This is a genomic window from Leifsonia sp. RCC_180 (assembly GCF_058138205.1).
In genome coordinates this window covers 831,703-857,877 of record NZ_CP200340.1, presented here as the reverse complement: position 1 = coordinate 857,877, position 26,175 = coordinate 831,703, and the positions used below count along the sequence as shown (strand labels likewise).

General features: G+C 69.8%; 21 protein-coding genes and 1 tRNA gene. 9 read left to right on the top strand and 13 right to left on the bottom strand.

Annotation, left to right across the window (positions count from 1 at the left end; all coding sequences use genetic code 11):
- Nucleotides 1–40: 40 nt before the first annotated feature.
- Nucleotides 41–886, bottom strand: coding sequence for a Sir2 family NAD-dependent protein deacetylase (locus AB7E03_RS04250; protein ID WP_489942856.1), 846 nt, complete (start codon nucleotides 884–886; stop codon nucleotides 41–43).
- Between the two features lie 77 nt (nucleotides 887–963).
- Between AB7E03_RS04250 and AB7E03_RS04245 the strand changes: the two genes are divergently transcribed.
- Together AB7E03_RS04245 and AB7E03_RS04240 are read left to right on the top strand one after the other, a co-directional pair.
- Complete coding sequence (locus AB7E03_RS04245; RefSeq protein ID WP_489939621.1) at nucleotides 964–1,788, top strand: TrmH family RNA methyltransferase; 825 nt, start codon at nucleotides 964–966, stop codon at nucleotides 1,786–1,788.
- Between the two features lie 20 nt (nucleotides 1,789–1,808).
- The gene (locus tag AB7E03_RS04240; RefSeq protein WP_489939619.1) at nucleotides 1,809–3,065 is read left to right on the top strand and encodes a D-alanyl-D-alanine carboxypeptidase family protein; all 1,257 of its coding nucleotides are present in this window, start codon (nucleotides 1,809–1,811) and stop codon (nucleotides 3,063–3,065) included.
- Nucleotides 3,066–3,105: 40 nt separating this feature from the next.
- Here the strand turns inward: AB7E03_RS04240 and AB7E03_RS04235 are convergent, their stop codons facing one another.
- A complete protein-coding gene (locus tag AB7E03_RS04235; RefSeq protein ID WP_489939617.1) occupies nucleotides 3,106–3,894 on the bottom strand; it encodes an SGNH/GDSL hydrolase family protein in 789 nt (262 codons plus the stop codon).
- A gap of 115 nt (nucleotides 3,895–4,009) precedes the next feature.
- Between AB7E03_RS04235 and AB7E03_RS04230 the strand changes: the two genes are divergently transcribed.
- From AB7E03_RS04230 to AB7E03_RS04220, 3 genes are all read left to right on the top strand, one after another.
- Nucleotides 4,010–5,785: a DEAD/DEAH box helicase gene (locus tag AB7E03_RS04230; RefSeq protein ID WP_489942855.1), complete on the top strand. Its 1,776-nt coding sequence runs from the start codon at nucleotides 4,010–4,012 to the stop codon at nucleotides 5,783–5,785.
- Between the two features lie 72 nt (nucleotides 5,786–5,857).
- Entirely contained in the window at nucleotides 5,858–6,598 is a 741-nt protein-coding gene (locus tag AB7E03_RS04225; RefSeq protein WP_489939615.1) for a VIT1/CCC1 transporter family protein, read from the top strand.
- A gap of 48 nt (nucleotides 6,599–6,646) precedes the next feature.
- A complete protein-coding gene (locus AB7E03_RS04220; RefSeq protein WP_489939613.1) occupies nucleotides 6,647–7,483 on the top strand; it encodes an AMP nucleosidase in 837 nt (278 codons plus the stop codon).
- Between the two features lie 14 nt (nucleotides 7,484–7,497).
- Here AB7E03_RS04220 and AB7E03_RS04215 read toward each other — a convergent pair whose 3' ends face one another.
- The 6 genes from AB7E03_RS04215 to AB7E03_RS04190 all read right to left on the bottom strand — a co-directional run bounded on the left by AB7E03_RS04215 (nucleotide 7,498) and on the right by AB7E03_RS04190 (nucleotide 17,521).
- Nucleotides 7,498–10,887, bottom strand: a complete 3,390-nt coding sequence (locus AB7E03_RS04215) for an error-prone DNA polymerase (protein WP_489939611.1) — start codon at nucleotides 10,885–10,887, stop codon at nucleotides 7,498–7,500.
- 33 nt (nucleotides 10,888–10,920) lie between these two features.
- The gene (locus AB7E03_RS04210; protein ID WP_489939609.1) at nucleotides 10,921–12,489 is read right to left on the bottom strand and encodes a DNA polymerase Y family protein; all 1,569 of its coding nucleotides are present in this window, start codon (nucleotides 12,487–12,489) and stop codon (nucleotides 10,921–10,923) included.
- A complete protein-coding gene (locus tag AB7E03_RS04205; RefSeq protein WP_489939607.1) occupies nucleotides 12,490–13,182 on the bottom strand; it encodes a hypothetical protein in 693 nt (230 codons plus the stop codon).
- A 67-nt stretch (nucleotides 13,183–13,249) separates the two neighbouring features.
- Nucleotides 13,250–14,092 (bottom strand): DUF3097 domain-containing protein, encoded by an 843-nt coding sequence (locus AB7E03_RS04200; RefSeq protein WP_489939605.1) that lies wholly within the window; start codon nucleotides 14,090–14,092, stop codon nucleotides 13,250–13,252.
- A gap of 78 nt (nucleotides 14,093–14,170) precedes the next feature.
- The gene (locus tag AB7E03_RS04195) at nucleotides 14,171–14,461 is read right to left on the bottom strand and encodes a DUF6504 family protein (protein WP_489939603.1); all 291 of its coding nucleotides are present in this window, start codon (nucleotides 14,459–14,461) and stop codon (nucleotides 14,171–14,173) included.
- 72 nt (nucleotides 14,462–14,533) lie between these two features.
- Entirely contained in the window at nucleotides 14,534–17,521 is a 2,988-nt protein-coding gene (locus AB7E03_RS04190; RefSeq protein ID WP_489939601.1) for a DUF7927 domain-containing protein, read from the bottom strand.
- A 192-nt stretch (nucleotides 17,522–17,713) separates the two neighbouring features.
- Here AB7E03_RS04190 and AB7E03_RS04185 point away from each other — a divergent pair, with 192 nt between their 5' ends.
- Entirely contained in the window at nucleotides 17,714–18,256 is a 543-nt protein-coding gene (locus tag AB7E03_RS04185; protein WP_489939599.1) for a DUF1707 SHOCT-like domain-containing protein, read from the top strand.
- 31 nt (nucleotides 18,257–18,287) lie between these two features.
- Here the strand turns inward: AB7E03_RS04185 and AB7E03_RS04180 are convergent, their stop codons facing one another.
- The 4 genes from AB7E03_RS04180 to AB7E03_RS04165 all read right to left on the bottom strand — a co-directional run bounded on the left by AB7E03_RS04180 (nucleotide 18,288) and on the right by AB7E03_RS04165 (nucleotide 21,574).
- Entirely contained in the window at nucleotides 18,288–19,376 is a 1,089-nt protein-coding gene (locus AB7E03_RS04180) for a VIT1/CCC1 transporter family protein (RefSeq protein ID WP_489939597.1), read from the bottom strand.
- 10 nt (nucleotides 19,377–19,386) lie between these two features.
- Nucleotides 19,387–20,388 carry a helix-turn-helix transcriptional regulator gene (locus tag AB7E03_RS04175; protein ID WP_489939595.1) on the bottom strand — a complete coding sequence of 334 codons (1,002 nt, stop codon included), beginning with the start codon at nucleotides 20,386–20,388 and terminating at the stop codon, nucleotides 19,387–19,389.
- 61 nt (nucleotides 20,389–20,449) lie between these two features.
- Complete coding sequence (locus tag AB7E03_RS04170) at nucleotides 20,450–21,400, bottom strand: cation diffusion facilitator family transporter (protein WP_489939593.1); 951 nt, start codon at nucleotides 21,398–21,400, stop codon at nucleotides 20,450–20,452.
- An 89-nt stretch (nucleotides 21,401–21,489) separates the two neighbouring features.
- Nucleotides 21,490–21,574: transfer RNA gene (locus tag AB7E03_RS04165), tRNA-Leu, on the bottom strand.
- Nucleotides 21,575–21,707: 133 nt separating this feature from the next.
- Here AB7E03_RS04165 and AB7E03_RS04160 point away from each other — a divergent pair.
- From AB7E03_RS04160 to mshC, 3 genes are read left to right on the top strand one after another with little or no spacing between them, the layout of a single operon-like run.
- Complete coding sequence (locus AB7E03_RS04160) at nucleotides 21,708–23,027, top strand: M20/M25/M40 family metallo-hydrolase (protein WP_489939591.1); 1,320 nt, start codon at nucleotides 21,708–21,710, stop codon at nucleotides 23,025–23,027.
- 37 nt (nucleotides 23,028–23,064) lie between these two features.
- The gene (locus AB7E03_RS04155) at nucleotides 23,065–23,928 is read left to right on the top strand and encodes an undecaprenyl-diphosphate phosphatase (protein WP_489939589.1); all 864 of its coding nucleotides are present in this window, start codon (nucleotides 23,065–23,067) and stop codon (nucleotides 23,926–23,928) included.
- 21 nt (nucleotides 23,929–23,949) lie between these two features.
- Nucleotides 23,950–25,203, top strand: coding sequence for a cysteine--1-D-myo-inosityl 2-amino-2-deoxy-alpha-D-glucopyranoside ligase (gene mshC, locus AB7E03_RS04150; protein WP_489939587.1), 1,254 nt, complete (start codon nucleotides 23,950–23,952; stop codon nucleotides 25,201–25,203).
- A 14-nt stretch (nucleotides 25,204–25,217) separates the two neighbouring features.
- Here mshC and AB7E03_RS04145 read toward each other — a convergent pair whose 3' ends face one another.
- Nucleotides 25,218–26,153, bottom strand: a complete 936-nt coding sequence (locus AB7E03_RS04145) for a proteasome assembly chaperone family protein (protein ID WP_441782166.1) — start codon at nucleotides 26,151–26,153, stop codon at nucleotides 25,218–25,220.
- Between the last annotated feature and the right edge of the window lie 22 nt (nucleotides 26,154–26,175).

Here is a 26,175-nt window from a genome sequence, read left to right as displayed (position 1 = left end):
CGTCCTTTCGTCGCCGGGACGCGGGTGAGGAGGTCGGTGGTCAGCCCAGCCGCTCGGCGAGCTCGACCAGTGTCTCGGTCGTCCCGCCATCCAGCTTAATGGTCGCCCGGCCGTCGCCCTTCGTCTGGCCGCGGTTGACGATGACGATCGGCAGGCGGCGGCGCCGCGCTTCCTCGAGCAGCCGGATGCCGGAATTGACCACCAGTGACGACCCGGCGATGACGAGCGCATCGGCCGAGCGCACCAAAGCGCTCGCTTCGCGGTACTTCTCCGCGGGGACGAATTCGCCGAAGAAGACCACGTCGGGCTTCAGGTGCCCGCCGCAGACCGTGCAGTCGGGAACGACGAAAGCGTCGATGTCGGTCACGATCGCATCGCCGTCGGGGGCGATCTCCACGGCACCCTCGGTGTCGAGCCACGGGTTGGCGGAGTCGATCCGGGCGGTAATCGCCTCGCGGGCGAAGATCTGGCCGCATACCAGGCACAGGACGCGGTCCATCGCGCCGTGCAGGTCGACGACCTTGCGCGATCCCGCCTGCTTGTGGAGCCCGTCCACGTTCTGGGTGATGACGCCGTTGGCCGCGCCCGCGGCTTCGAGGCGTGCGAGAGCGCGGTGGCCGTCGTTGGGATGGGCGGCCGCGAACCGCCGGTAGCCCAGGTGGCTGCCTGCCCAGTAGCGCTTGCGGAAGCGGTCGTCGGCGAGGAACTGCTGGAACGTCATCGGCGTGCGCTGGGGAGCGCCCTCGCCGCGGTAGTCCGGGATGCCGGAGTCGGTGGACACGCCCGCGCCGGTCAGCACCGCGAAGCTTCGGCCCTGCAGCAGGTCGACGGTCTGGTCGATGCCGCGGGCGAGCTCCGGCGGAAGCGTCGTCGTCAGCGTGGTCACATCCACCTCCCGATCCTTCTGTGAGTCTAAACACCCCAGTTTTCCGATTTGTTTCGTCGGGCTGGCAATGTTGACGCATGCTCCTGCACCGCATCGACGATCTGGAGGCCGACGGCCTCGCCGACTACTCCCGCCTCACCGACGTCGCGCTGCGCCGGGTGACGGAGCCGGCGGGCGGGCTGTACATCGCGGAGTCGACCAAGGTGATCACGCGCGCGCTGGCCGCAGGGCACATCCCGCGATCCGTGCTGCTGCAGGAGCAGTGGCTGCCCGACGTGGAGCCGTTGCTGGAGCCGTTCCCCGACGTCCCCGTGTTCGTCGGTGACCCGGCTGTTCTCGAACGCCTCACCGGGTATCACCTGCACCGGGGCGCGCTGGCGGCGATGCACCGGCCCGAGCTGCCCGATCCCGCCGACCTGCTGAGGGATGCGCGGCGCGTGGTCGTGCTGGAGGACATCGTCGACCACACCAATGTCGGGGCGATCTTCCGCGCCGTCGCCGGCCTAGGCGCCGACGCAGTGCTCGTCACGCCGCGCTGCGCGGACCCGCTGTACCGCCGCAGCGTCCGCGTCTCGATGGGCACGGTGCTGCAGGTGCCGTGGACGCGCCTGCCCGAGTGGGATGCGGCGGTGCCGCTCCTGCACGACGCCGGGTTCGACATCGCGGCGCTCGCCCTCGCGGATGACGCGGTCACCCTCGATGCGTATGCCGCCGACCCGCCGGAGCGCGTCGCCCTGGTGTTCGGCGCGGAGGGGGACGGCTTGAGCAGGCGCGCGCTGGCGGCGGCGGACACGGTGGTCACCATCCCGATGCTGCACGGCGTGGACTCGCTCAACGTCGCGTCCGCTTCGGCCGTCGCACTGTGGGCGTTGCGGGCGCGTTCTCAGCCCTCGCATGAGTAGCCCCCGCTAAAATCGTGCCAATGTCCCAGCAAGCCCTCGCCGATCCGCCGCGCCGTCTCTCGCGGAAGGTCTACCGTCGACGCCGCATCGTCGTCTTCGGTCTTGTGATCGCCGTGCTGGTGGCGTTCGTCTACGTCGTCGGATCGCTGGTGGCGCCCGTCCCCGCAACCGCTGCCGCCGTCTCGCACGAGAAGGCGCTGGTGCAGCCCGCCGTGCAGCTGGCGTGGCCCGGCTACGGGTCGTCCGCGATCGTCGCACCCGACTATCCCGGAGCCTCCGCCTCGCACGGCACCGAGGCGAGCGTGCCGATCGCGAGCGTCACGAAGACCATCACCGCTCTCGTCGTGCTCGAGAAGAAGCCGCTGAACGGTGACGAGCAAGGGCCCGACATCGCGTTCACGCAGCGCGACGTCGACATCTGGAACGAGGTCGTCGGCGAGGGAGGCTCCTGGGCGCCGGTCGTCGCCGGTACGTCGCTGACCGAGAAGCAGGCGCTCGAGGCGATGCTGCTTCCGTCGGCCAACAACTATGCGATCTCGCTCACGAACTGGGCCTTCGGATCGACCGGCGCGTACGTGAAGGCGGCCAACGACTGGCTCGCCCAGAAGGGTTTCACCGGCACCAAGATCGTCACGCCCGACGGCCTCGATCCCGGCAACGTCAGCACGACGAAGGATCTGATCGGGATCGGGAAGCTCGTGCTCGCGTCGCCCGCGCTGACCTCCATCGTCTCGCAGAAGAACGTCAACCTGCCCGGCGCAGGGTCGCAGGACAACACCAACACGCTGCTCGGATTCGAGGGGATGGACGGGATCAAGACCGGCAACACCGACGAAGCGGGCAACTGCCTGCTCTTCTCGGCGCAGGTGCCGGTCGGATCGACGAAGGTCCGGGTCATCGGGGCCGTGCTGGGCGCGCCCACCCATGACGACCTCTGGGCGGGAGTGCAGGCCCTGCTGACCAGCATGAAGGCGGGCTTCCACACCGTCACGGCCGTCGAGAAGGGCCAGGTGTTCGGGACCTACACCACGGCCTGGGGCGCGCGTTCGAAGCTGATCGCCACGGAGACCAAGACGTTCGTGGTGTGGTCGGACACGCCCATCACGGTCGATCTTCAGACGCGTCCACTGTCGTCCGGCTTCACGGGCGACATCCTCGGGCAGGGGACGTTCACCCTCAACGGGAAGACCGCGACGGTTCCGCTCGCGCTGGCGAGCGATGTGCCGGACCCCGGGTTCGGCTGGCGGTTGGCGCACCCGGGCGGTCTGGGGACCTAACGGCCCGGGCACCGTCAGGTGGCGCGGTCTGTCGCGACGCTCAGTCGCCGCTGAGGAGGAACGGGCCCGCCTCCGGGCGCTTCGCAGAGATGTGATCCCCGGACGACTGGTGCCGGATGCGCCGGACCACCCACGGCACCAGATACGCGCGCGCCCACGAGAGGTCCTCCGAGCGGGCCTGCCGCCACGTCCGCAGCGGCAGCGGCTCGGGTTCCAGCGGCTGCAGGTCGTTCTCCACATTCAGCGCGGAGAGCACCATGCGGGCGACGGTGTGGTGTCCGAGCGGCGCGAGGTGGAGGCGGTCGGGCGCCCACATCCGCTGATCCTGGATGTCGGTGAGCGCCCACTGGTCAGCCACGATGCAGTCGTAGCGGGCGGCGATGGCGCGGACGTTCTCGTTGTAGATGGCGACCTTGCCGCGGATGCCCCGGAAAACCGGCGAGAAGCCGACATCGACGCCCGTGAAGACGACGATCGTGGCGCCGTCGACGCTGAGTCGTGAGACCGCCTCGTCGAACAGCAGGGCGATCTGGTCCGGGTCCGTTCCGGGGCGGATCACGTCATTGCCGCCCGCCGAGAGGGTGATGAGGTCGGGCCGCAGGGCGACCGCCGCATCCACTTGCTCGTCGAGGATCTGCTTGATGAGCTTGCCGCGGACGGCGAGGTTCGCGTACGCGAAGTCGTCCGTCTGCCGGCTGAGCACCTCGGCCACCCGGTCCGCCCAGCCGCGGTGCCCGCCGGGGCTGCCGGGTTCCGGATCGCCGATGCCTTCGGTGAACGAGTCACCCAGTGCGACGTAGCGGGACCAGGGATGCAGTGCTTCGGCCATTGCTCCATTCTGCATCGGACCGCGGTGTCGGCGGGCTCGGGTAGATTTGATCCAAGTGGAGACATCAGCATTACCCGAGCCGGACGAGCCTTTCGAGGAGTCCGATCGGCCCGGCGTGCACGCGGGCAGTTTCGCGGCCGAGCATCTCTCGCCCTCCTTCCCGGAGCGCGCCGCCTGGGGGACCGCGGGCAAGCTCCGCGCCTGGCAGGCGGAGGCCCTCGACGCGTACTTCGTGAATGAACCGCGCGACTTCCTGGCCGCTGCGACGCCAGGAGCCGGTAAGACGACGTTCGCACTGCGGCTCGCGACCGAGTTGCTCTCGCGCCGGATCGTCGAGCGCGTGACCGTCGTCGCGCCGACGGAGCACCTCAAGCGCCAGTGGGCAGAAGCAGCGGCACGTGTCGGCCTGAACCTCGACCCGGATTTCAAGAACTCGGACGGCCGCTACGCGCGGCACTACCGCGGCGTCGCGGTGACTTATGCGCAGGTGGCGATGCGGCCGAGCCTGCACAAGGACATCACGGAGTCGTACAAGACCCTGGTGATCCTCGACGAAGTGCACCACGGCGGCGACGCGCTCAGCTGGGGCGACGGCATCCGGGATGCGTTCGAGCGGGCGACCCGCCGACTCTCGCTCACCGGGACGCCGTTCCGCTCCGACACGGCGCCCATCCCGTTCGTGACCTACCTGCCCGACCGGCAGGGCATCCGGACCTCGCTCACCGACTACAACTACGGCTACGGCCGCGCACTGGCGGACGGCGTGGTGCGTCCGGTGATCTTCATGGTCTACGCCGGCCACATGCGGTGGCGCACCAAGACCGGCGACGAGATGGAGGCGCGCCTCGGCGAGGGCAACACGAAGGACATCACCGCGCAGGCGTGGCGTACCGCGCTGGACCCGCGCGGCGAGTGGATCCCATCGGTGTTGGCGGCGGCCGATCGCCGGCTGACCGAGGTACGCAACTCCATCCCGGATGCGGGCGGCCTCGTCATCGCCACTGACCACTACGGCGCGCGCGCCTACGCGGACCTGCTGCAGCAGATCAGCGGCGAGCCAGTGACCGTCGTGCTGTCGGACGAGAAGGAGGCCAGCGACCGCATCGAGGCGTTCTCGAAGGGTGACTCGCGGTGGATGGTCGCGGTGCGGATGGTCTCGGAAGGCGTGGACGTGCCCCGTCTGGCGGTCGGCGTGTACGCGACCAGCGCATCCACACCGCTCTTCTTCGCGCAGGCGATCGGTCGCTTCGTGCGCGCGCGCCGGCGCGGCGAGACGGCGTCGGTGTTCCTGCCGAACGTGCCGACACTCATGGCGCTGGCCAACGCGCTGGAGCTCGAACGCGACCACGCGCTCGACCGGGTGGTCGAGGAGAACGCCGAGGGCGACCTCTGGAACCCCGAGGATGCGATGGTCGCCGAGGCGAACCGCGAGGAGCGGGCGTCGGAGGGGCTCACCGAGGAGTTCGCGTTCGAGGCACTCGGGTCGGAGGCGAACTTCGACCGCGTGCTGTACGACGGCAAGGAGTTCGGGGGATACGCCGTACCCGGTAGCGATGAGGAGCTCGACTTCATCGGACTTCCCGGCATCCTCGAACCGGAGCAGGTGCACGAGCTGCTGCAGCAACGGCAGCAGCGGCAGTCCCGGCGGCACTCGTCGCGGCCGGCAACGGCCGAGGGCCACGCGCCCGCGCCGCTGCACCGGACGCTGAAGGAGCAGCGGCAGCTGCTCAACAGCCTCGTCGGTTTGTACGCGAAGAAGTCGGGGGAGCCGCACGGGCTCGTCCACGCCGAGTTGCGACGCGCGTGCGGCGGTCCGGCGGTCGCACAGGCGAGCGTGACGCAGCTGCAGGCGCGCATCGACTTCCTGCGGAGGCGGCTGGGGAGTCACTAGCCGGGCCCCGGCGGAGTTGAGGTTCGCCGAACCTTCGTGGCGCCGGGATGCGATGCTTCCTAGGCTGAGCGCATGAGCGAGACGATAGGGAACGGCGGGACCGACCCGCAACCGCATCCGGACGAACCCCATCGCGCCGGGCTCGCGCAGCGACTGAATTGGCTGCGCGCGGGCGTACTCGGCGCGAACGACGGGATCGTCTCGGTCGCCGCCGTGGTGGTCGGTGTTGCGGGGGCGACCAGCTCTGTGCCGGCGATCGTGACCGCGGGCCTCGCCGCGCTCGTCGGTGGGGCGATCTCCATGGCGCTGGGGGAGTACGTGTCCGTGAGCAGCCAGCGCGACAGCGAACGGTCGCTGATCGCGAAGGAACGCCGCGAACTGGCGGAGATGCCGGAGGAGGAGCTCGAGGAGTTGACCGGCCTGTACGAGCAGCGCGGGCTCTCGCCTGCGACAGCTCGTCAGGTCGCCGTCGAGCTGACGGCGCACGACGCGCTGGCGGCGCACCTCTCGGCGGAGCTCGGCATCGACCAGGACGACGTGGTCAGTCCCTGGCACGCGGCTCTGGCGTCTGCCGTGGCGTTCACCTGCGGCGCGGTACTGCCGATGCTGACCATCCTGCTGCCGCCGGAGCTGCGAGTCCCGGTCACGTTCGTCGCGGTGCTGATCGCGTTGGCGATCACCGGGTACGTCGCGGCGTGGATCGGGGGAAGCTCTCGCGGACGTGCCATGGTACGAGTGGTGGTGGGTGGCGCACTGGCGCTGGCCGCGACGTTCCTGGTCGGCACGCTCCTCGGCACGGGCGTCGCGGGGTAGCGGGCGCCGGACCGTCGCCGGATCGGGTACGACGAAGGGACACGACGCATGGTGGATGCGGAGAACACGGTAGACACCGCTCCGGCGGTGCCTCCGGAGGCGTCGCTGAAGGATAAGGCGGCGATCGTCCACGACTGGCTGCCGCGTTACACCGGCACGCCGTTGGAGGAGTTCGGCGAGTACGTGCTGCTCACGAACTTCGGCGACTACGTCGAGCGGTTCGCCGAGTGGTACGGCACGGAGGTGCGCGGCCGGGACCGGTCGATGCCGAACGCGACTGCCGACGGCATCACGATGGTCGACTTCGGGATGGGGAGTCCGAACGCGGCTACGATCATGGACCTGCTCTCGGCTGTGTGTCCGAAGGCTGTGCTGTTCCTGGGCAAGTGCGGCGGGGTCAAGCGCAAGAGCCGGCTCGGTGACCTGGTGCTGCCGATCGCTGCGATCCGTGGGGAGGGCACGTCGAACGACTACCTGCCGCCTGAGGTGCCCGCGCTGCCGGCGTTCCAGTTGCAGCGGGCTGTGTCCTCCACCATCCGTGACGTCAAGCAGGATTACTGGACCGGCACGGTCTACACGACCAACCGGCGGGTGTGGGAGCACGACGAGACGTTCAAGGAGTACTTGCGGCGTACCCGGTGCATGGCGGTCGATATGGAGACGGCGACGGTCTTCGCCGCGGGCTTCGCGAACCGGATCCCGAGCGGCGCGCTGCTGCTCGTGTCGGATCAGCCGATGACGCCGGAGGGTGTGAAGACGGCGGAGAGCGATCTCGGGGTCACGCGCGACTTCGTGGAGCAGCACATCCGGATCGGCGTGGAGGCGCTGCGGCTGGTGCGCCGCAACGGCCGCAGTGTCCGGCATCTGCGCTTCGAGGACGACTGACCCGGCACGGCGGATCATCGGAAGTCCCGGGAGACGGTGCGGATGCCGGTGTCGAGCGCCTCGAGCCGGTCGGCGACCACGTTGACGACGCCCTCCTCGCTGCGCTCAAGGATGCCCCGGACGATCATCGCGGGCGCCTGGCGGGCGACCCGGCGGTAGCGGTTCCAGACTCCGACTGGACACACCACGTTGACCATGCCGGTCTCGTCCTCGATGTTGAGGAACGTCACTCCCGCCGCCGTCGCCGGACGCTGCCGGTGTGTGACCACCCCGCCGACCTCGATGCGGCGCCCGGACTCGCCGGCGGCCAGCGTGTCGGCCGGGCGCACGCCCCGCGCAGCGAGCGCCGGCCGGAGGAACCGGATCGGGTGGTCGTCCGTCGAGATCCCGGTCGACCACAGGTCGCTGGCGAGCTGCTCGGCGGGGGAGAGCATCGGCAGCAGGGGCGGCTGCACGGTGATCGCCGTTCCCGCGAGGAATTCGGGGCGCTCCTGGGCGGCGTTGCCGGCCTCCCAGATGGCCTGACGGCGGCTCAGGTCGAAGCCCTCGAACGCACCGGCTGCGGCGAGCGCCTCCAGCTGGCCGGTGTTGAGGCCGGTGCGGCGGGCGAGGTCGCCGAGGTCGCGGAAAGGCCCGAACGCCTCCCGCTCGGCGACGATCCGTTCCGCGAGTTTCTCGCCGATGGAGGTGACGCCCGCGAGCCCCAGCCGTACGGCGTGACCGGCGTCGCGGCGGTGGGCGGCGAAGTCGAGCGGGACAGCGGGGTCGAACGCGGGGATCGCGGGCTGCTCGGTCTCCAGGCACGGGTCGGTTCCAGTGGGGCCGGGCCGGGCCTCATCCAACGGCTCCAGCAGCGGGAACACTCCGGACCGTTGGATGTCCGGCCGGTGCACCACCACGCCGTGGCGTCTCGCGTCGGCGGTCAGCGTGCGCGGTGAGTAGAACCCCATGGGCTGTGCGCGCAGCAGGGCGGCGAGGAACGCGCCGGGGTAGTGCAGCTTCATCCACGAGCTCACGTACACCAGCAGGGCGAAGCTGATCGCGTGGCTTTCGGCGAAGCCGAAGTTCGCGAACGCCTCGATCTTCGCGTAGATGGCGTCGGCGTCGTCCCCGGTGATGCCGTTGTGCGCCATCCCGTCGTATAGCTTGGCCTTGAGCGCTTCTATCTTCTCCACTCCGCGCTTGGAGCCCATGGCGCGCCGGAGCAGGTCGGCGTCCTCCGCGGTGCAGTCGCCGACGGCGACCGCCATCTGCATCAGTTGCTCCTGGAACAGCGGGACGCCCATCGTCCGCTCCAGCACCGGAACGAGCGACGGGTGCAGGTAGGTGACCGGCTCCTTCCCGAGCTTGCGGCGGATGTACGGGTGCACCGCACCGCCCTGGATGGGGCCGGGACGGATGAGCGCGATCTCGATCACGAGGTCGTAGAAGCTGCGCGGCTGAAGCCGCGGCAGCGTCCCGATCTGTGCCCGGCTCTCCACCTGGAACACGCCGATCGAGTCGGCGCGGCAGAGCATGTCGTACACGCCCTGCTCTTCTTTCGGGATGCTGTCGAGCGTCCACCGCTCGCCGAGCGACGCCTCGATGGTGCGCATCGAGTAGTCGAGCGCCGACAGCATTCCGAGGCCGAGCAGGTCGAACTTCACCAGGCCCATCCAGGCGCAGTCGTCTTTGTCCCACTGCAGCACCGTGCGGTTCTCCATGCGAGCGTGCTCGATCGGGCACACCTCGCCGACAGGCCGGTCGGTGAGCACCATGCCGCCGGAGTGGATGCCGAGATGCCGGGGAAACTTCAGCACTTGCTGCGCGAGCCCGACCACGTCGTCCGGGATGTCGTGGTCGTCGCTGGTCTGGACGGTGCCCCACGAGTCGATCTGCTTGCTCCAGGCGTCCTGCTGGCCGGTCGAATAGCCGAGCGCTTTGGCCATGTCGCGCACCGCGTTCTTGGGCCGGTACGTGATGACGTTGGCTACCTGCGCCGCGTTGTGCCTGCCGTACTTGCGGTAGACGTACTGGATGACCTCCTCGCGGCGGTCGGAGTCGAAGTCGACGTCGATGTCGGGTTCCTCTTCGCGCATGCTGGAGAGGAAGCGCTCGAAGGGTAGGCCGTACTTGATGGAGTCGACCGCGGTGATGCCGAGCAGGTAGCAGACCGCCGAGTTGGCGGCGGATCCGCGGCCCTGGCAGAGGATGCCTTGGCTGCGGGCGTACTGGACGATGTCGTGGACGATGAGGAAGTAGCCGGGGAAGTCCTTCGCCTCGATCACATCAAGTTCGCGCTCGATGCGCTCCCGCTTGGCGGGGGTGCGGTCGAGGTCGGGGTAGCGTTCGGCGGCGCCGCGCCAGGTGAGCTCGCGCAGCCAGCTCATGGGGGTGTGGCCTTCCGGCACCTCCTGTTTCGGGAGTCGTGGACGCGCGCTGCGGAGGCGGAACGACAGGTCGTCGGCGATCTCGACCGTGCGCTCGACCGCACCGGGGTAGCGCGAGAAGCGCCTGCTCATCTCTGCGCCGCTGCGCAGGTGGGCGGCGCCCGCGGCGGGCAGCCAGCCGTCGAGCTCGTCGAGGCTGCGCCGGGCGCGGACGGCGGCGACGGCGGTGGCGAGCGGGTACTGGGCCGGACTCGCGTAGTGGACGTTGTTGGTCGCGACCGTGGGGAGCCCGAGCCGGCCGGCGATGCGGGTCAGGATGTCGTTGTCCGTCGAGTCGCGCGGCCCGCCCTGGTCGATCAGCTCCACGAGGACGTTGTCGTGGCCGAACAGCTCGGCGAGCCGGGCGACCTCGTGCTCCGCCGCTCGCTCGCCGCGCTCGGCGAGTGCCAGCCGGACGTCGCCTTTGCGGCAGCCGGTCAGCACCATCCACTCGCCGGCTGCCTGCGCGGCGAGCTCGTCGAGGCGGTAGACCGGGCGTCCCTTCTCTTCGCCCGCGAGCTGCCCCGCGGTGATCGCGGCGGCGAGCCGGTGGTAGCCCTCCTGGCGGCGGGCGAGCACCACCAGGTGGCTGCCCTCAGGGTCAGGCTCGCCGTTCTGCGGCTTGGTGAGCGAGAGGGACAGCTCGGCGCCGAACACGGTCTTCACCCGGTCGTACGCCTCGGCCGCCTCCGCCAGGTGCACGACGCCGTACATGCCGTCGTGGTCGGTGAGGGCGAGCGCGTGCAGATTCAGCCGGGTGGCCTCCTCCAGCAGTTCCTCGGGGGAGGAGGACCCGTCGAGGAAGCTGAAGTTGCTGTGCGCGTGCAGCTCGGCGTAGGGGACGGCCTCGCCCTCCGGGATCTCCGGGATGGGCTGCGGCACGTACTTCTGCCGCTTGCGCGACGATGGCCGCTCGTCCGGCTGTTGTCCGGTGCGGCGCCCGGAGAGCCGGCGCTCGAACTCGGCCCACGGGATCGGCGGGTTGTTCCATCCCATCAGCGCCGCCTCGCCGTCGGGGAACCGCTGCGGTCAGTCATAGCGCGCCTCGGCGAACCAGCCGGACCCAGCCAGTGACAGCAGCCACGCGGTCCCGTCGGCGTCGACCAGCTGGAAACGGTGCATCGCCCGGGTGAGCGAGGCGTCCCACCAGCGCTCCCGGACCGGCCACGGACCCGCCCAGGAGTCGACCGGTCGTGCGTCGCGCGCCTGACCGGTGGGGGAGAAGCGGGCGATCGGCGCGGTCACATCGCCCCGGTCGGTCACCTCGACGGAGGCGCCGTCCTCCGTCAGCACGGCGACGGGACGGGGAACCTCGAACACAGTCGACGGTGCGGGCGCGGGCAGCGACCCCGGCCACGGCCGGTCGGCGCGTGCGACGCCCACCGGACGGTCGCCCCAGGGCACCAGCACCTGCCGCTCACCGGGCGCCCGGCCGCCGCCGATCGTGGCCGTGACCACCGCCTCATGCCCGAGCATGCTCTGCACGCGGGTGAGGCCGTGGTGGATGCGCTCGTCGGCGCCGCCACCCCACAGGCCGTCCTCGTGATGGCCGATGTCGTCGACCGCCTCGGGGTCGAGCACTACGCGGGCGATCGGCGAGGCCAGCCCGGAGTCGATCGCCCCTGCCCCCTGCAGCTGCCAGCGCACCCGGTCGACCACATCGGGTGCCGAGAACAGCCGCGGGTGCAGCCAGGTGCGCTCGCTGACCCGGCCGGATTCGTCGGTCACCTCCACCCGCAGCGAGGTGCAGACGAGCCCCGCCTTGGTGAGGCTGGCGACGAACTGCTCCGCGGTGCCGCGGACCGCGAAGGTCACCTGGTCGACACGGTCGAGCGGTGGCTCGAACTCGATGGCCCTGTCGAGCTGCTTGGGCGGAGTGCGCGGCACCACCGCGGTGCCGTCGAGCCCGCTCGCGAGGGTGTGCGCGTGTTCGCCCCGCTCGCCGAACCGCTCCCGCATGTCGGTGCGAGACAGCGCCGCGATGTCTCCGAGTGTGTGCAGGCCGAGCCGGCGGAGCAGCGGGGTCAGCTCGAGGAGGCCGAGCTGGCTGACCGGCAATGGCGCTAGGAAGGCGGGGGAGTCGCCGACCGGGATGACACGCACCCGCGCCCGCCCGGTGGACCGGGCGGCCTGCTCGGCCGCGAAGGGCCCGTCGGCGATGCCGACCCGCGCATCCGGCACCCCCAGCGCCTCCAGACAGCGCAGCAGCTCGGCGGCCGCCGCCTCCTCGCTGCCGTAGTAGCGTGCCGGCCCGCGCGCCCGCAGCACGCAGGTGCCGGGGCGCACCGGCTGCACACCGGGCGCGATCTCCTCGATCGCCGCGAGCACCGGCTCGAACGTGCGGGCGTCGAGCAGCGGGTCGTACGGCACCACCTCCAGTTGCGGGCAGCGCGCCTGCGCTTCGCGCATTCGCAGCCCTCGCTTCACGCCGTCGGCGCGGGCGGTGGGCGAGCACGCGAACACCAGGCCCTTCTCGACCAGCGCCAGCGGGAGGTCGGCGGCCAGATCGAGCGCCTGCTGCGCCGCGATGACCGGCCAGTCAGGACACCACAGCACGATCGCGCGGGTGACGACCGGCTCGTGTGCTCCGCGCGCCACCTAGCTCACCGCTTCGAGCCGGGTCGGTGCGGAGACGCGGAAGCTCTCATCGACGGCTGGCAGCCACAGCTCGGCGGTGCGCCGCGGGCCGGACCCGCCGCGCGGAGCCGACTCGACCGTCACCCTGCGCGACGAGAGGTAGCCGTTGCCCGTACCGAGCCCCTCCCAGCCGCTGCGTGCGACCGCGAGGGTCGCCTCCACCTGCGGCCAGTCACCGGCGACGATGAGGGTCGCCTCACGCTGCCGCAGACGGGCGCTGAGCCGGGCAATGTCACCGTCCCTCGCGCGGGAGGGAGGAGCCACGACCACCACACTGAGCACGTCGACCACCGCAGCGGTCACGGTCAGCCAGTCGTCGCCAGGATGCGGCACCAGCACGAGTCGCTCGAGGTCGATGCCGAACCGGCCTGCCGCCTCGGCGCCGAAATCGGGCATGCCGACCACGCCGCACCAGGCTCCGGCAGCGCTCGGACCGGCCAGCATGGCCATCAGCAGTGTGGTCGATCCCCGCACCGAGTAGGCGGCGCCGGCTTTCAGCGAACCGCCGGGCAGCAACGGGGAGAGTGCGGGATGCGTCGGAAGTGTGCGGCTCTCGAGTTTGGTGGCCTGCATCTGGCGGATGCGGGTCTGCAACTCGTGCACCTGCGCCCGGTCGGGGACCGGAGCGTCGAGGTGCGGAGCTGCGAGGGACATGCTCCTATTTTCGAACACATGTTCGAATGAAGCAAATAGAATTTCGGGGTTGTGGACAACCGCCCGGCTAGCGCCCCTGTGGCTCCGTGACGAAGTCGATCAACTGCTCGACCCGACCGAGCAGTTCCGGCTCAAGGTCGGAATACGACCGTACCCGACCCAGGATGCGCTTCCACGCCCGCGCGATGTCGGCCTGCGATTCGTGCGGTAGACCGAGCGCGGCGCAGATCCCGTGCTTCCACGGAACCGACCGGGGGATGGTCGGCCACTCCGCAAGACCCACCCGGGCCGGCTTCACCGCTTGCCAGATGTCGACGAACGGATGCCCGACCACGAGCACGTGCGAACCGTACGGCCCGCGCGCCACCTGTTCGGCGATCCTGCTCTCCTTCGAACCGGCGACAAGATGGTCCACCAGAACGCCGATCCGCCGCCCGCGGTCCGGACGGAATTCCTTCACGATCGCGTCCAGATCGTCGACGCCCTCCAGGTACTCGACGACGACCCCTTCGACGCGCAGATCGTCGCCCCAGACGCGTTCGACGAGCTCGGCGTCGTGACGGCCTTCGACGAAGATGCGGCTCGCACGGGCGACCCGCGCTTTCTGGTCGGCCACCGCGAACGAACCAGACGCCGTGCGCGACGGCCCCGAGGGTGCCCGGGACGGCGCGACCAGCCGCACAGGTTCGCCGTCGATGAGGAACGACCCGGTGAGGGGGAACACGCGCTTCTTGCCGAAGTAGTCCTCCAGCTCGATGGTCTGCGCCTCCAGGCGTGTGATCGCGCCGCAGAAGCCCGTCGCGGTCTCCTCGATGACCAGATCTCTGACGGCCTCGACCGTGGGGATCGATTTGCGCCCGGCGTTCCGCCAGTCGGTGGCCAATACATCGGGTCCGTAGCGATCGTCCATCACCCGATGGAGGCTATGCGACCCGATGCGGCAGCCGTGGATGCCACGCTGCGCCCGCGTCGATCACGGCTTCCCCGCTCAGTCGAACACCCGCACTAGCCGCCAACTCCGATCGTCGGCGTCGTGCCGGACGTCGAACACGTGCGCGGCCCCCTTCTCGTCCGTGCCCTGAAAACGCCAGCCGCCGATCTCACGAGGGAGGCTCCCGATGGCGTAACGGTGCTCACCGAAGGGCCGCCACCACCCGCAGACCGCAGCCCAGACGGTCGGGGTGTCGGACACGCGGTAGCGAGTGGATCTCCACACCAGCCGCGTGGGGACCCCGTCGTCGGTCGTCCACACGGCGACCGCTTCGTCGATATCGGTCATGATGCTCACCTCGCTCATCGAACATATGTTCGAATCCGAGTGTAGCCGTGGCCCGCCGACATCGCATCCCGATCATCGGCCGGCCGCGCGAGCTCGGCGGAGTAACTGCCACCCGGCGAGCCCGAGCACTGCGGTCATCAGGCCGCTGCCGGACAATGTCAGCAGGTCCGTACCCAGACCGCCCGTCAGGGGAATGGTCGGAACCGGCAACTGCGTGTTGACGATGTCTGCGAGGGGCACCGTCACGGTTGTCGAGCCGATGGTCACCGCGATCGGCGTCGGATTCAGCACGAACCCCACCGGGGCGCGCGTCTCCACGAGCCGGTAGCTGCCGGGCCCGAGATTCGTCAGGCGGAACAGGCCGCCGAGGGGTTCCGTATCTGCACCCGTGCAGGCGGAGGCCGCTTCGGCCGCGCAGTCGCTCACGACGATGGCGGGGCCGATGGGCGTGCCCGCGGCATCTATCGGTGTCAGTGTCCACTCGGCGCCCGGCAGGACGTTCTTGGCGTCCGTCGCATCCACCTTGTGCCACAGCAGGTCGCTCACCTGCACCGTGATCGTCGTCGTGCAGGCCGGGTCCACCGAACCCTGTGCGCAATTGCTCTGTGGCGAGGTCGAGACCACCGTGTTGACCAGGTGGTGATCGCCGGGGTCGGGGCTGATCACGGTGACGCTGTAGGTGATCGTCGCCGAGGCACCCGCGGGCAGAGGACCGGACCACGAGAGGAATGGCTGCGCGTACGTCAGCGTACCGGTGGTGGCGTGCTGGTCGCCGACGAAGACAGCCTCGGTGAGCACATCGGTGAGGTCGTCCACGAACCGGGCGGCGCCATACGCCTGAGTTCCGGTGTTGCGCACGGTGATTGCGTATTGGAGCCTGTCGCCCGGCCTCGCTGTCTGCACCGGCGATGTCTTCTGGATCGCGAGCGAGCACTGCGACGGATCGGCGCGCTCGGCGAACTGCACCGCACCGGTCGAGTTCCCGCCGGGGGCATCGCTCCCGGCGGCGGAGACTGTGACCGCCTTCGCGGTGTTCGACAGCATCCTCGCCGACGATGCATCGCACGATGCCGGGGGAGCGGTCGTGCGGAAGCACAGCTGTGGCGGGTCGCCCTGCCAACTGATCGAGATCTGCGCCGTTTTGACGCCTGCCGGGTCCTTCACGCCGATGAGCGACACCGTCGCCGAAAGCGAGGTCACCGAGGCAGGGACGGTCGTCAGGCTCAGTGTCGCTCCGGCGGACAGCCGCACGGTGTCGAAGTTCGGTATGACCACGCCGTTCTGATCCCGCAGCGTGACCAGGGCGCTCGTGTAGGCGGTGGTGACGGCGCCGAGGAGGCTGAGTCTGTTCCACCCGCGGAACGATCCGGTGCCTGTACCGCAGTAGTAGGCGCCGGCGTCGACCGCGACGGCCTGTGGGCCGGAGTTGGTGCAACTGCCTCCGCTGAGGGCGTTGAAGAACCGGATCTGACCCACGTCACCGGAGGCCACGAGGCAGTCGACATCGAGCCCCTCCGCCGACCGCACGGTGTAGTTCTTCGGGTTCGGAACGGTGGTGAACCCCGCACAGGCGGGGACGGTCCCCGTTCCCGAGTACGCGCCGAAGTCGCGACACATCACCTGGTCGCCAGTCGAGAGGTAGACCTTCGCCCCAAGCACGAAGGCGTCGCCTGCGGGCCATCCGCCTGCATTGAAGTTGGCGCCCGTGCCGGTGTAGGGGTTAGCGATGACCGTGCCTGCCAGGTTCCAGCAGACCGACGACGTTCCAGCCCCGTTGGTGATGGTGCAGACTCCGATGAGGGCTCCCGCGGTCGAAAGTACCGGCGCGAAGTTGTTGCCCTGCAATGCCGTGCTGGGAGAGCCGTTCGTCGGCCAGAACGTCGGTCCTGTGCACAGAGCGGATGTTTTGACGTTGTAGCAGTATGTCTTCCAGCTACTGGTTGCCGTCTGCTGGATGCTCGCGAAGACGTAGTCACCGAACGTCGCCGCCGTGAAGAGATTCGGACTGGTCACGCCAGCGATCAGGCTGGCCACCCCTGTGCACGCTGCGCCAGCCGGGGTGACGCACATGATGGCGGCCGAGCCGTTGTTGGTTGTCGCGCTGTACCGGTTTCCGTCGGAGGCAGGGATGCCGGTGCCACCCACCTGGGGTGAGATCACCGTGTTGCTCACGACCCTGCCGGTGCGGGGAAGGTACCCGCAGCTGATCGGCGTCGGCGATGAGAGGTCGAGGCAGCCGAGGCCGGCGCTGGACGAGTCCGACGGCCCGGCATACCAGTAGAGCTTGTCGCCCGCGACCCAGGTGCCGTTCGTCTGGGCGGTGCTACCGGCGAATGTCGTTCCAGTGCCGATCGGAGCGCCGGGCGTGGCGGACCAGTACTGGAGGTTGCTGTCCGTCGGCCAGCCGACGCATGTCGTGCCGTCCAATCGCGCGCAGTACACCACCCTTGCGGACCGGTGGTGGTTGAGGGCATAGACCTGGGCCTTGTAGACGACGGCGTTGTAGGCGTCGCCTCCGGCCATGGTGATGGCGGCAGCCGGGGGAGTCACGAAAGGAAGTGAGAGTTGCTGTGTGCCCTGCGGCACAACGGTGCCGGTGAACCCCACCCCGGACGCGCCGGCGGGAGGAGCGCCCGCTGTCCAAGAAGTGCCGCCGTTCGTCGAGTACTGGGGCGACAGGGCACCCACGGGGTTCTGATTCGGAGGGAGTTGCAGCGAGCCGGGGACGTATGTTCCAGCATCGGTCAGGACGTCCGTCAGAGTCACGGAAGCGTTCGCCGCAGTGTTGTTCTGATAGCTCGCCGTCCACTTCAGCGTGTCGCCCGGTTTGGCCGTTCCGCTTTTGGCACCGCCGGGGGCATCGGATGAAGCCGCCGTCGATCCGTTCGTCTCGTTGACGCCGCTCTTGAACGTCGTAGACGCCGTGCTCGTGGTGGCATTGGAGTGGTACTGAGGGAGGACCAGCGCCGCAATCAACGCACCGGCCATCGCGCAGGCGACGACGTACGCGATCAGGCGCCGGCGTCGTGCCGTGTGTGGACGGGAACCGAAACTGGCCATCGTGAAGCCTTCCCCTTTCGCGGCCGGGTGCCGCTCGCAGCGAGGCCGGTGGCCTCCACCTATGAGGACTCGGTCGGGAGGCGTCTATTACGGGGCCGGGGACCCTATACAGATAACCGATCTAATGCGTATATTGCGTTCCCCACGAGCGCCCTCTCCCTGCGGCCTGACGTCGCTGGCATACTGACCTCCATGACCGACATCACGGATCCCTCCGGTGCTTCGCTTCGTCTCAGCAACGACGAGAGGGAGCGTGCCGTCGCCGCCCTGCAGGCGCACGCCGCGCAGGGGCGGATCACCGATGCAGAACTCCAGACGCGCTCGACGGCCGCCAGAGCCGCGGTCACGCGGGGAGACCTCGCCCCGCTGTTCACCGACCTACCCGGCGGGCTGCACCTCGATGCTCACGCCCCGCAGCCGGGCGCCCAGCCTGCATCCGGAGCGGCCTACCCCGGTCCGCAGAACGCCCAGCAGCCGTATCCACCCCAGCAGCCGTACGCGCAGCCGTACCCGTCGCAGCAGTCCTATGACGGCCGCGGCGGCTCGGGATGGAGTGGACGCGAGCCGTCGAGCCGGTGGGGTCTGCTCGCCGTCTCGATCATCCCGTTCGTCTCGCTGATCCTCTTCTTCATCACCGGGGCGGTGTGGGGGTATCAGTTCTCGTGGCTGTGGTTCCTACTCATCCCGCTGGTCGGCGCCATCGCGTACGGGACGGACGGCGGGCGACGGCGCTAGCAGCGCACTCCCGCGCAGCCGCTCGGCCCGCTCAGCCGACCGTGGCGCCGAACAGCAGTCCGAGGAGGTATGTCGCCGCCGCGGCCCCGTAGCCGATCAGCAGCTGCCGCACGGCGCGCTTCAGCGGTGATGCCCCCGACAGCAGCCCGACGACCGCGCCGGTCCCCAGCAGGGTGATCCCGACCAGGATGGCCGAGACGATGATCGCGGTCGTGCCGGTGAGCCCGAACAGGAACGGGATGATCGGGATGAAGGCGCCGGACGCGAAGAAGCAGAAGCTCGACAGCGCCGCGCTCCAGCCGTTTCCGACCGCCTCGTGCTCGTCCTCGGTGTCGCCAGCAGCGACGGGGATGGGGGAGGTCACGGCCTGAAGTCCGGTGAGCACCTCACGGGCGTGCTCCGCCGCCTCCTCGGCCGACATGCCGCGCGCGCGATAGACCAGCGTCAGCTCGTTCGCGTCCACATCGAGGTGCGGCAGTACCGAGCCCGTCTCCGGGTTCGGGCTGGATGCCTCCAGCAGTTCGCGCTGCGACCGAACGGACACGTACTCTCCCGCGGCCATCGAGAGGGCTCCGGCGAGGAGGCCCGAGATGCCGGTGAGGAGGACGATGTGCGTCGCGACGCCGCTGGCGCTGACGCCGAGGACCAAGGCCAGGTTGCTGACGAGGCCGTCGTTCGCGCCGAACACGGCGGCACGGAAGGTGCCCGACAGCCGCTGCCGGCCGCGGGAGGCGAGCGCGCGGACGACCTCCTCGTGCACCTGCTCGTCGGCGGCCATCTGCGGGGTCGCGTCGTCGTCGGCCGCGTACGGGGACCGCGCTTCCGCGCGCTGGGCAAGCGCGAGGACGAACACCGAGCCGAACCGTCGCGCCAGCCAGCCGAGCATCCGCGTGCGGACATCGCCGCGCAGCGGCCGGCCCGCGTGGTCGCCCAGCAGCTCGACCCAGTGCTGTTCGTGCCGGCGTTCGGCCTCGGCGAGGGCGAGCAAGATCTCGCGCTCTTCGCCCTGCCGTCGGCTGGCGAGGTCGCGGTACACGGAGGCCTCGGCACGTTCGTCGGCGAGGTAGCGGCGCCACCGCCGGATGTCGGCGGGGCTCGGGGTGCGGGCGGCGGTCGTCATCCCCTCCAGTCTAAAGTGCGTTCCCGCCGCTCACCGGCTCGCTGCGCTCGATCCCGAATTCCGCCGCCGACCGGGTGAATCGCTCGCCCCAGTCGGCCGCGGCGACGACGGCATCCTCCGGCCCGAGGATGCGAAAGGGCGCATCGACCGCCGCGAGCCCGAACAGCGCCCATTCCGCGCTGTCGGCCGTGATGTGGACGGCGCTGGTGCCGTCGCCCAGGTCGTCGACCGTCGCCCATCGTCCGAGCCGCTCGAGGACGCGGTCGTGGGGCGCGTCGATGACCGCTTCGACGACCACGGATTCCGAGACCGTGTGCAGGGATTCCCGGACGTACTCCGCGGCGTCCTCCGCCGGCAGCGACCGGGGGCGGAAGCGCGTGCCGGTCGGCCGCGGTTCCGCGATGCGGTCGAGCCGGAAGCTGCGCCAATCGAAGCGGGTGAGGTCGTAGGCGACCAGGTACCACCGCCGTTCGATGGACACGAGGCGGTGCGGCTCCACGGTGCGCTTGGATGCCTGACCGTCGCGTGCCACGTAGGCGAACTCGATCCGCTCCTCATCGCGGCAGGCCTGTGCGAGGGCGGTCAGGATGCCGGCGTCGGCGGTCGGGCCGGGGCCGAACGTGGTCGACAGCGTCGTGGTGCGTAGCGCATCCACCCGCCGACGCAGCTTGGGTGGCATCACCTGCACGATCTTCGCCAGAGCGCGGACGGATGCTTCGTCCACTCCTGCGATCCCGCTCTGGGCTGCCGTCCTCAAGCCGACGGCGAGGGCGACGGCTTCGTCGTCGTCCACGACGAGCGGCGGGAGGGACGCGCCAGCGGCGAGCTGGTACCCGCCCGCGACACCGCGCGTCGCGTCGACGGGGTAGCCGAGGTCGCGCAACCGCTCGACGTCGCGCCGGAGGGTGCGGGGGGAGACGCCGAGGCGCTCGGAGAGCTCCTGCCCAGGCCAGTAGCGGTGGGTCTGGAGGAGCGAGAGGAGCTGGAGCGCGCGGGAACCTGTGCTGGCCATGTCTCTAGTGTGCACACACTTGTGGACAGAACCTGACCGCTATGGCCGCAATCGTGAGGCCCTACTCGGCGAGGGAGGGATGCAGCGCCGTCGACCCGGGTCGCGACAGCGTGAGCACAGCCTCGGTGACCCACTCCGAACGCTCCAGCTCCTCCTCGACCACCTGCAGATCGGCCGCGACATCAGCCTCGCGATCGTTGCCCACCAGATCGACGGCCGCCACCAGGTAGAAGCGTTCGGGGCCGACGTACTCCAGGTGCAGATACGTGACCTTCTCGACCTCGGGATGCCGCAGCAGCGCCCCGAGGGCGGCCTGCCACGCCCGATCCGAGCCCGGCTGCCCGAGCAGGAAGCGCCGGTTCCGCTCGATCAGCACGACAGCGACGATCGCGAGAAGCACCCCGACCAAGATGGAGCCGAGCGCATCCCAGAAGGGATTACCGGTCAGCTCGTGCAGCAGCACGCCGAAGAAGGCGATCACCAGCCCGATGAGGGCGGCCGAGTCCTCGGCGAAGACCGCCCGCAACGTCGGGTTGGAGGTCGTGAACACGTGCTCGAACGTGCCCGTACCGGAAGATTCGGCTTTCGCGTGCGCCTGCCGGTACGACTGGATGAACGAAATACCCTCGAAGACGAACGCGGCGGCCAGCACCAGGTAGGCGATGAGGTAGTCGGTGTCCTCTTCCCGCGACCCGAGCGCGGACACACCGTGCATGATCGAGACGACGGCACCGGCGGTGAACAGCCCGACCGCGGCGAACAGGCTCCACACGTAGGCGTCGCGCCCATAGCCTCCGGGATGCGCGTCGTCCCGCGGCTTCACCGCCGAACGCTCGGCCTGGATGAGGAAGACCTCGTTGCCCGCGTCGGCCCAGGAGTGCGCCGCCTCGGCCACGAGCGATGCGGATCCGGTGACCGCTGCGGCGAAGGTCTTGGCGATGGCCACCAGGACGTTCGCGCCGAAGGCGAGGAGCACCGTGAAGAAGCTGGAAGACCGTTTCCTGCGGGGCATGGCGACACCATATCCCCGCCCGGTGACGGGGGTGGATGGCGGCGGAAAGCAGAAGGCCCCGGTTGCTATGACCGGGGCCTTACCTTCTGTGTCCGAGGGGGGACTTGAACCCCCACGCCCTATACGGGCACTAGCACCTCAAGCTAGCGCGTCTGCCATTTCCGCCACCCGGACGGGTGAGATCGACGGCCGGATCGCTCCGGCTGCCGAAGAAAGACGATAGCACGGATTCACCGGCCGGCATCACTCGGAGGCACACCCCGGGCGTGGCGGAGCGGGCGTCGGTCGGGGCAGGTAGCGTGGAGGGATGACCGACGAACTCCGCGCGACCGAGCAGGACCTGGACGAGACCGCGATCATCGCACGTGACCTCATCCGGTTCGACACGACGAACTACGGCGAGGGCCGGTCGAACGGCGAGGCCGACGCCGCGGAGTACGTCGAGGCGAAGCTCACGGAACTGGGGCTGAAGCCGCAGGTGTTCGAGTCGGATCCCGGCCGCGCGAGCGTCGTCGCCCGGGTGGAGGGACGCGATCCCGGCAAGCCTGCGCTCGTCGTGCACGGGCACCTGGATGTCGTGCCCGCCGACCCGCGCAACTGGTCGGTCGATCCGTTCGGCGGCGAGATCAAGGACGGCCTGCTCTGGGGCCGCGGCGCCGTCGACATGAAGAACATGGATGCCATGATCCTGACCGCGGTCGGCGACATCCTGAACGCCGGGGAGCGTCCGGCCCGCGACCTCGTGGTGGCGTTCTTCGCCGACGAGGAGGACGGCGGACGTCGCGGCTCGCACCATCTCGTCGACACGCATCCCGAGCTCTTCGCCGGGGCGACCGAGGCGATCAGCGAGGTCGGCGGCTACTCGATCGACCTCGCCGGCCGCCGGGCGTACCTCCTGCAGACGGGGGAGAAGTCCCTGGTCTGGATCAAGCTCATCGCCCGCGGCCGCGCGGCGCACGGTTCGCGGCTGATCCGCGAGAACGCGATCACCCGCCTGGCCGAGGCCGTGGTGGCGCTCGGACGCGAGGACTGGCCCATCCAGCTGACCGCGACGACGACGCGGCTGATCAGTGAGCTCGGGCGTCTGCTCGAGGTCGACCCGCAGCGGATCCGACACGACGAGGTGGTCATCCGCACCGGGACGGCGGCCGGTTTCATCCTGGCCACCCTGCGCACGACGACGAACCCCACGCTTCTCGAGGCCGGGTACAAGCACAACGTCATCCCCGACACGGCTGAGGCGCTGATCGACATCCGCACGCTCCCCGGCGAAGAGGATGCGGTGCTCGACCGCGTTCGCGAACTGATCGGCGACGATGTCGAGATCCAGATCATGCATCGGGACATCGGGCTCGAGGCGGACTTCGGCGGCAGCCTGGTGGATGCGATCACCGGCACGCTGGAGCAGCACGACCCGGGCGCGCCCGTGCTCCCGTACCTCCTGTCGGGCGGCACCGACAACAAGGCGCTGAGCCTCCTCGGGATCACCGGCTACGGCTTCGCACCCCTCCGGCTGCCCGCCGACCTCGACTTCCCGGGCATGTTCCACGGGGTCGACGAGCGGGTCCCGCTCGACGCGCTAGTGTTCGGTAGGACCGTGCTCCGCGACCTGCTGCGCTCCTACTGACCGCGCGCTCCTCTCGACTCCAGGAACCACAGCCCTTATGGACTTCATCAATGCCCTGATCCTCGGCCTCGTTCAGGGGCTCACCGAGTTCCTCCCGATCTCGTCGTCTGCTCACATCCGTATCGTCGGTGAGCTGCTCGGCACGGGGGCCGACCCCGGTGCACGCTTCACCGCGATCATCCAGCTCGGCACAGAAGCGGCCGTGCTGCTGTACTTCTGGCGCGACATCACCCGCATCATCGCCCAGTGGTTCCGTGCGCTGTTCGGCCGCATCCCGCGCAACGACCCGGACGCCCGGATGGGATGGCTCGTCATCGTGGGCAGCATCCCCATCGTGGTCCTCGGCATCCTGTTCCAGAATCAGATCGAGACGACGTTCCGCTCGCTCTGGATCGTCGCGACGACACTGATCGTCTTCGGCATCCTGCTCGGGATCGCCGACTGGGTGGGCTCGAAGCGCAAACGTCTGCGCGAACTCACCTGGGGCGACGGCATCATCTACGGGTTCGCCCAGGCGCTGGCGCTAATCCCGGGCGTGTCCCGCTCCGGCGGCACGATCACGGCGGGGCTCTTCATGGGCTACCAGCGTCGCGCGGCCGCCCGCTACTCGTTCCTGCTTGCGCTTCCTGCGGTGTTCGGCAGCGGCTTCTATCAGCTGTACAAGGCGGTCAAGGAGCCGTGCACCCAGGCTCTCGCGAGCGCGGGGACGTGCACGCCCGAGGTCTTCGGCCCGGTCGAGACGGCGGCCGCGACGGTCGTCGCTTTCGTCGTCGGCCTGCTCGTGATCGCCTTCTTCATGAGCTACATCTCACGACGCAGCTTCCTGCCGTTCGTGATCTACCGCATCGCGCTCGGCGTGCTGCTCATGATCCTGCTCGGCACCGGCGTGCTGGCGGCGTGACCCGGATGGTCGGCTGACGCCGTGCGCGCCTGGACGTCACCCGAGGTCCCGCGGGTCGAACCGGTGCCCGGTGCCGCGGGGGACGTGCCGCTGTTGTTCGACACCGCGAGGCAGCAGCTCGTCGAGGCGCGCCCGGACGACATCGCGCGGCTCTACGTCTGCGGCATCACCCCGTACGACGCGACGCACCTCGGTCACGCGTCCACCTACCTCGCGTTCGACACCCTGCAGCGGGTGTGGCGGGATGCCGGCTACCGCGTCCACTACGCCCAGAACATCACAGATGTGGACGACCCGCTGCTCGAGCGCGCCCAGCAGACGGGCGTCGACTGGCGCACGCTCGCGGACGAGCAGGTCGAGCTCTTCCGCGGCGACATGGAGGCGCTCCGCATCCTCCCGCCGGACGACTACGTCGCCGTCACCGAGGTGATCGAGCAGATCGGGCGCGCGACGCGCATCCTGCTCGACCGCGACCTGGCGTACCGAGTGGAGGACGACGTCTACTTCGACATCGCTGCTGCTCAGGATGCGGCGCCGTGGATCCTCGGGGAGGAGAGCGGACTCGATCGGGACACGATGCTGTCCCTCTCGGCCGAACGGGGCGGCGACCCCGACCGCCCGGGCAAGCGCGACCCGCTCGACCCGCTCCTCTGGCGGGCGCCCCGGCCCGGCGAGCCGAGCTGGCCGTCGGAGGCGGGGGAGGGGCGCCCCGGCTGGCACATCGAGTGCTCGGTCATCGCCCTCATGCACCTCGGGCGCGACTTCACGGTGCAGGGCGGAGGGTCGGACCTCGTGTTCCCGCACCACGAGCTGAGCGCCGGGCACGCGGCGGCGCTGAGCGGGCATCCACTCGCTCGTGTATACAGCCATGCCGGCATGGTGGCGTACCGGGGCGAGAAGATGAGCAAGTCGCTCGGCAACCTGGTGCTCGTCTCGCGGCTCCGCGAGCAGGGCGTGGACGCTCGTGCGATCCGGCTGGCGTTGCTGGCCCACCACTACCGCAGCGACTGGGAGTGGTTCGACGAGGCGCTCTCGGAGGCGCAGGTGCGGCTCGCGACGTGGCAGGCGGCGATGGCGGATCCGATCACCGAGGTGGATGCGGCGGCCGCGCTGGACGAGCAGGTGCTGGTCGCGCGCCTGCGCGCGGCGTTGCGGGACGACCTCGACACACCCTCCGCGCTGCGCGCGATCGATCAGTGGGCGGCAGCGTCCCCGCAGGCGCTGACCGACCTCGTCCCGCGCGCCGTCGACGCGCTTCTCGGCATCCGTCTCTGACCCGGAGGACCGAGTCAGCCGCGGCGGGGGTCGTCGGGCGCGCGGCCCGCAGTGCCGCCGTCGCGGCCGTCGCCCCGGCGGCGCAGGTAGCGCTCGAACTCCTGTGCGATCGCCTCGCCGCTCGCCTCCGGCGAGTCGACGGTGTCACGCGCCTGCTCCAGCTGCTGGATGTACGAGGCCATCTCTTCGTCGTCGGACGCGAGCGCATCGATGCCCGCCTCCCACGCTGCTGCCTCGTCGACCAGCATGCCGCGGGGGATGGTCACATCGACCAGTTCCTCGAGCTTGTCGATGAGCGCGAGCACCGCCTTGGGGCTGGGCGCGTTGTGCACGTAGTGCGGCACCGACGCCCAGATCATGATGGTCGGGATGCCGACGTCCTCCGCGCCCTCGGCGAGCGCGCTCAGGATGCCGACCGGCCCCTCGTAGTTCGACCGCTCCACGCCGAGCTCGGCGCGGACGGCCGCATTGTCGCTGGAGGCGAAGACGGAGATGGGACGGGTGTGCGGCACGTCGGCGAGCATCGCGCCGAGGAAGACGACGGCTCCGATGTCGGCGGCGAGCGCCACATCCATGATCTCGGCCGTGAAGCTGCGCCAGCTGCGCGAGGGCTCCGTTCCGAGCAGGAGGAAGATGTTGCCGGCGTTGTCGCCGGTCACCGTCAGCTCCGCATCGCCCGCGAGGCCTTCGCCCACGTGCCCGGGGAGCGACGGCCCGTAGACGACCGCGGACGGCCAGATCAGGCGGCGCCGCCCATCGTCGTCGGTCACCACCGGCCGGTTGAACTGGAAGTCGAAGTACAGTTCGGGGTCGACCTCGGCGAGGGGCACGACGTCGAGCTGCTCCTTGAGCGTCTTCACTGCGCCGCTGGCCGCCTCGCCCGCGTCGTTCCAGCCCTCGAAAGCCACCACGAGGATGCGGCCGCCGAGGATGTTGTGTCCGTCAGTCACGAAGCTGTCCCTCGTCCCTTCC